General features: G+C 73.0%; 3 protein-coding genes. 2 read left to right on the forward strand and 1 reads right to left on the reverse strand.

All coding sequences use genetic code 11. The features are described from left to right. Positions 1-186, reverse strand: a 186-nt coding sequence (locus tag ABZV00_RS37550; RefSeq protein WP_355615348.1) for a hypothetical protein, incomplete at its 3' end; no start/stop codon positions are given. 114 nt (positions 187-300) lie between these two features. Between ABZV00_RS37550 and ABZV00_RS37555 the strand changes: the two genes are divergently transcribed. Both ABZV00_RS37555 and ABZV00_RS37560 read left to right on the forward strand, forming a co-directional pair. Next, the gene (locus tag ABZV00_RS37555; protein WP_355615354.1) at positions 301-3,591 is read left to right on the forward strand and encodes a BTAD domain-containing putative transcriptional regulator; all 3,291 of its coding nucleotides are present in this window, start codon (positions 301-303) and stop codon (positions 3,589-3,591) included. 125 nt (positions 3,592-3,716) lie between these two features. Further along, positions 3,717-5,459, forward strand: coding sequence for a bifunctional 3-(3-hydroxy-phenyl)propionate/3-hydroxycinnamic acid hydroxylase (locus ABZV00_RS37560; protein WP_355615351.1), 1,743 nt, complete (start codon positions 3,717-3,719; stop codon positions 5,457-5,459). Positions 5,460-5,741: the final 282 nt, after the last annotated feature.

Here is a 5,741-nt window from a genome sequence, read left to right on the forward strand (position 1 = left end):
TTCGGTCGTGATGAACGCGAACGCGGCAAGGGAGAGCGCGACGAGCACGGCCCTGGCCCTTCGCGGCGACACCTCCGGAGCCATGGCCCACCCCCATTCATGGTCACCGTAATCGCGGGGCCCGACCCCCGCTGTAGCCGGCCAGCCGCTGACCCGGGAGGCATTCTCCGCGGAACTGTTCGGCATCACCTGACTCCTGCCACGACGCGACACAATGGACGGCGGGTCGCGGATGTCCGGTGCGGCCCGGTCGCTGCCTCACTCGGCACTGGACATGTTGGGGTCGTCGTTGTGGTGATGGTGCAGTTCCGGGTGCTGGGTCCGCCGGAGATCGTCCGGGACGGGCGGGTGGTGCCCCTCGGGGGGCCGAAGCAGCAGGCACTGCTGGCCCTGTTCCTGCTGCGACCGAACCGGTTCGTCGCCGCCGACTGGCTGGTCGAGGCGCTGTGGGACGGGCGACCGCCGGCCAGCGCCCATATGACGCTGCGCACGTACGTCGCCGGGCTGCGTCGGGCCGTGGAGCCCGAGCGGTCCCACCGCGAGCCGGCGCGAATCCTGCGTACCCGCCCGAGGGGGTACGAGCTGCGGGTGGAAGTCGAGGCCATCGACGCGATCCGGTTCGGCAGCCTCGTGGACCGGGCGGCGGACGCGCTCGCGGCCGGGGAGCCGGCGGCCGCCGAGTGGAGCTACGCCGAGGCGTTGGCGTTGTGGCGTGGCGAGCCGCTGGCGGGCGTCGCCGATCTGGCTGCGGTGCGTCCGGAGGTGGCACGGCTGGCTGAGCTGCGGTTGAGCGCCGAGGAGGGGCGGTTGACCGCCGCCGTCGTGGCCGGCCGGCACGCGACGCTACTGGCGGAACTGCGCCGGTTCGTGTCGGCGAACCCGCTGCGCGAGGGGGCTCGGGCGCAATTGATGTTGGCGCTGTACCGGTCCGGCCGGCAGACCGAGGCGCTGGCAACCTTCGACGAGGGGCGCCGGATCCTGGCCAGCGAGTACGGGCTCGACCCCGGCGATCAGATACGGGCGGTGCACCGGCTGATCCTGGAGCAGGCCGTACCGGCGGAGTCCGGCCGTCCGGCGGCGGTCGATCCGGGCGTCGTGCGGGCGGCCGAGATCCTGCCGCCCCGCGTCGCGCCTGGACCGAGCCCAGGCGCGGTGGTCCCGAACGAGCCCGGAGCCTGGCCGACCGAGGCCGGACGCCTGCCGGGCGAGAGCGGAGCCAGTGTGGACCGGAGCGGGGCGCCCTCGGATGAGTGCGCGGCCGAGCCGTCCGGGCGGGGTCAGGCCATGGCCGGCGTGTCGCCGGACCGGGTCGCGAGCCCGCTGGTGGGTCGTGACGCGGAACTGGAGCGGCTGCGGGAAACGCTGTACGTGGCCACCCGGCACGGCGGGCGGATGCTGGCTCTGGTGGGGGAGGCCGGCATCGGCAAGACCAGCCTTGCCGCGGCGCTCGGCGCGCAGGCCGCCGCGAACGGCGTTCCGGTGGTCTGGGGCCGCTGTCCCGACGTCGGGCAGGCGCCACCGTTCTGGCTGTGGGGCCAGGTGGTACGCGCGCTCGTGACGATTCCGGAGGCCAGCGCCACGGGCTCGGCGAGCCGGCTGGACGGGTTCGCCGCCAGATCGCTGTCCGGCCCAGCAGCCAGTGGCGGACTCGACCCGACGGCGCGGTTTCAGGTGTACGAGGCGGTGTCGGACCTGGTGCACGCGGTGGCCCGGCAGCGCGGCCTGCTGGTCGTGTTGGACGACCTGCACGCTGCCGACCCGGACTCGCTGCTGTTGCTGCGGTTCCTCTCCGCCGAGCTGTCGGCAGCCCGGGCATTGGTGGTCGCCACCCTCCGGCCCTACGACCACGATCCGGCCCTGGTGGCGACCGTCGCCGAGCTGGCTCGCGGGTGGGGTTTCGGCCAGCTCCGGCTCGCTGGGCTGGACGCGTCGTCGGTCGCCGACCTCGTCCGGGACCGGACCGGGGTGGTGCCGCCGGAGCTGGTCGTGGCCCGACTCGTCACCCGTACCGGCGGGAATCCGTTCTTCATCACGGAGCTGCTCCGGTCCCGGACCGACCCGGCAGCCGCCGCGGAGCTGCCGCCGAGCATCCGGGACACCGTACGGCTGCGGCTCGGCGGGTTGCCCGATCCCGCCCGGGGCTGCCTCGACCTGCTCAGTGTGGCCGGACACGACCTGGACCTTCAGGTGATGGCGGCGGCGCTGAACGCCACGGCCCCGGCGGTCGCCGAGGGGCTCGCCCCGGCCTACACGGCCGCACTGGTGACTGAGGCCGGACCGGGCGCGGTCACCTTCCGCCATCCGCTCATCGCCGAGGTCACCTACGCCGAGCTCGTCCCGCCGCGCCGGGCCGCACTGCATGCTCGGCTGGCCATGGCCTACGAGCGGGCCGCCAACGTCGCACCGGCCGAGCTAGCCCACCACTACGGTCAAGCGATCGGCCTCGGCCACGGCGAGGACCACCTGCGCTGGTCGCTGGTCGCTGCCGACGACGCGACCCGGCGGGTCGCCTACGAGGACGCGCTCGGTCACCTCGAACGCGCCGCGCACCGGCTGGCCCCGCACGCGGAGGTTTCGCCCGACGTGGCGTTGACCGAACTGGCCGTCCAGTTGCACCGCGCGTCTCTGTTGCAGATGACGGTCGGTGTCGGCAGCGACGCGGTCGACCAGGTCTGCGCCCGCGCCCGTGAGCTGTTGACGCTGGTGGGGCCGGACGCCGACATTCGTCACGCGCTCTGGGCACTGGGTGAGCTGGCCGCCAACCGGGCCGAGTTCGCGATCTGCACCGACCTCGCCGAGCGGCTGGTGCGCGCCGAGGACGACGGCAGCCGGCTGATCGCCGTGGCCGGCGAGTACCTGCTGGGCGCGGTCGGCTACTTCACCGGCCGGCTGGCCGACGGCGAGCGCCAGCTCACCGCCGCGATCGACCGGCTGCGAACGGTCGATCGAGGGCTGCTGCGCCGGGAGGTCGGTCGGCGTCCGGTCCTGGGCTGCTACAACTTCCGGGCGTTGGTCCGCTCGGTGCGCGGCAACCCTTCCGGCGCCTGGGCGGACATCGCCGATGCCGAGGCCCTTGCCGAGGAGCTCGACGACCCGTACGGCCGGGGGAACGCGGCACTCTACGCCGCCTGGCTGGCGATGCAGGAACACGACGTCGTCGCGGCCAGCGTCGCGGCGCGGCGGTGCCGGGATATCGGCCGGGTCACCGGCCTGCCGCACATGTTGACGACCGGTGCCTTCTTCGCCGAATGGGCTGCCGCGCGGGACGGCGACCACGGCCGGCTCGAAGCGATGCGCGCCGCTGGTGACGAGATTTACCGTCCCGGACTGCGGTCCACCCGGACCATCCTGCTCTCCGCGATGGCCGAGGCGTACCTGACTGCCGGTCAGCCGGAGACCGCGGCGACGCTGGCCGAGGAGGGGCTGGCCGTGGCGGACCGGGTGGGCGAACGGGTGTTCGTCGCGGAACTGCACCGGATCCGCGGTGTCGCCCGCCGCGACCGTACGGAGTGGGACATCGGGGCCCGGATCGCCGCCGAACAGGGGGCCGGACTGTTGCTGGCCCGGTTCGCCGCCGAGGGCGGGTTCTGACCGGGTGTGGAGGCCGGCCTCCACGTCGTCTCCACAACTTTCCTACGCCGACCTGGTGCCCTGGTCCGCGTCGGGGGGACGGCCGGAGCCGTCCCCACAGGAACGTGTTCCGAAAGGGCATCACCATGCGTCCAGTTCAGCCGTTGGCTCACCATCCGGTCCAGGAGGTCGAGGTGGTCGTCATCGGCTGCGGGCCGGTCGGTGCGCTCACCGCCAACCTGCTCGGCGCCCGTGGCGTCACCACGCTGGTCGTGGAGCGGAGCGTGGCTCCGCACGGCCAGCCGCGGGCCTTTTCCTGCGACGACGAGGCGCTACGCATCTACCAGCAGGCCGGCCTGCTCGACGAGGTGCGGGGTGAGACGATCGCCCCGCCACTCGTCGAGTACGTCAACGGCGCGGGCCGGGTCTTCGCCCGGATGGCGCTGTCCGAGACGGACTTCGGGTACGGGCACGCACCGCTGCGCTTCTTCGACCAGCCACGACTGGAACGGACGCTGCGGGCCGGGCTGGACCGCTTCGCGCACGTCCAGCTCTCGCTCGGCACCGAGCTGGTCGGCCTGAAGCAGGACGAGGAGGGGGTGACCGTGCTCCTGTCCGACGTGGTCACCCGGCAGCGACGGGCAGTCCGCGCCAAGTACGTGCTCGGCTGCGACGGCGCGCGGAGCGCGACCCGATCCGCCGTCCGGATCCCGTTGGCCGGGGCGAGCTACGCCGAGCCGTGGCTGGCGGTCTCAGGCGCCGTGCCGCCCGACGCCGTGCGGGTCAAGGACACCACGTTCGTCTGCGACTGGCAGCGGCCGGCGTTCGTGTCCCCCGGCGCGGCCGGCAGCTACCGCCTGGAGTTCATGCTGCGCCCGGGTGAGACCGATGCCGAGATGCAGCGGCCGGAGAACATCGCCGCGCTCGTCTCGCCGTACCTCGACCCGGCACGGTTCACCGTTACCCGGGCGGTGGTCTACACCTTCCACCACCTCATCGCCCAACGGTGGCGAGAGGGAAGGGTCTTCCTGCTGGGCGACGCGGCCCACCAGATGCCCCCGTTTCTGGGCCAGGGTTTGTGCAGCGGTCTGCGCGACGCGGCGAACCTGTCGTGGAAGCTGGCCCTGGTGCTGTCCCGTGCCGCCGATGTCGCGGTACTCGACACGTACGAGTCCGAGCGGCGCCCGCACACCCTGGAGATGGCGCGGACGAGCGTCCGGCTGGGTCGTGTCTTCCTGGCCCGCAACCGGTCCACCGCCTGGATGCGGGACACCGTGCTCCGGGCGGTCCAGACGATCTCCCGGGTACGGCGTTTCGTGGAGCGGTTCGAGTTCAAGCCGGTGCCGGCGTACCGGCGGGGCCTGATGGCCGGCGGTCGGCGAGACGGCGTGGTCGGGACGATGTCTCCCCAGCCGCGGATCCTCATTCCGGGATCACCCGATGCGCGCCTGCTCGACGATGCGCTCGGCGACGGCTTCGCCGTGCTCGGCCCCGCCACGGCGGACAGTCCGCTCGGACCGCAGTGGCGGGGGCTGCCGGTGCGGTTCGTCGCCGTCCACCCGTCCGGCACGCCGGTGGCCGGCCTGCCGGACCCATCCGGGGACGGCCAGCCGGACCGGGTCGATGTCGTTGACGTCGACGGTGTGCTCGGCGGGTGGCTCCGGCGCCACCGCGCCGACCTGGTGGTGCTGCGACCGGACCGGTTCGTGTTCGCCCTGGCGGCGACCGTCGGGATCGACCAGGTCGGGCGGGATCTGACGGCCGCCCTCGGCGTGCCGTCGGGCGGACCGGGTCGGTCCCTTCCAGACAGCTCGGGGCTCGCGGCGACACCGGGCCTGCCCCCGTGGTCGACCTCGACCAGCGGTACAACCGTCCGGCGCGCCTTGTAGACCAGGAACGCGCCGAGTTGCTGGAACGCCCACGAGTCCAGCGTGACCCGTTGAGGGGCTTCCTCAGCCGGACCCGGTCGCGGATCGCGGTCGGTTTCTCGATGGCGATACCGCGGCCGGTGCGCGCAGCCTCGGTCACCATGCACAAGAGGACAGGCAACCTGGGCGGGACCGCCTTGCATCCGCTTCTGGCACCCCTCTGTGTCAAGAGGCCGTGGCGAGGGTTGTTCTAGGCTGGGGTGTGGCGGGTCCGGGAAGTGACTTTTCCGAAGTGTCGATCTC

This window comes from Micromonospora sp. NPDC005173 (genome assembly GCF_040608515.1).
GTDB lineage: Bacteria > Actinomycetota > Actinomycetes > Mycobacteriales > Micromonosporaceae > Micromonospora.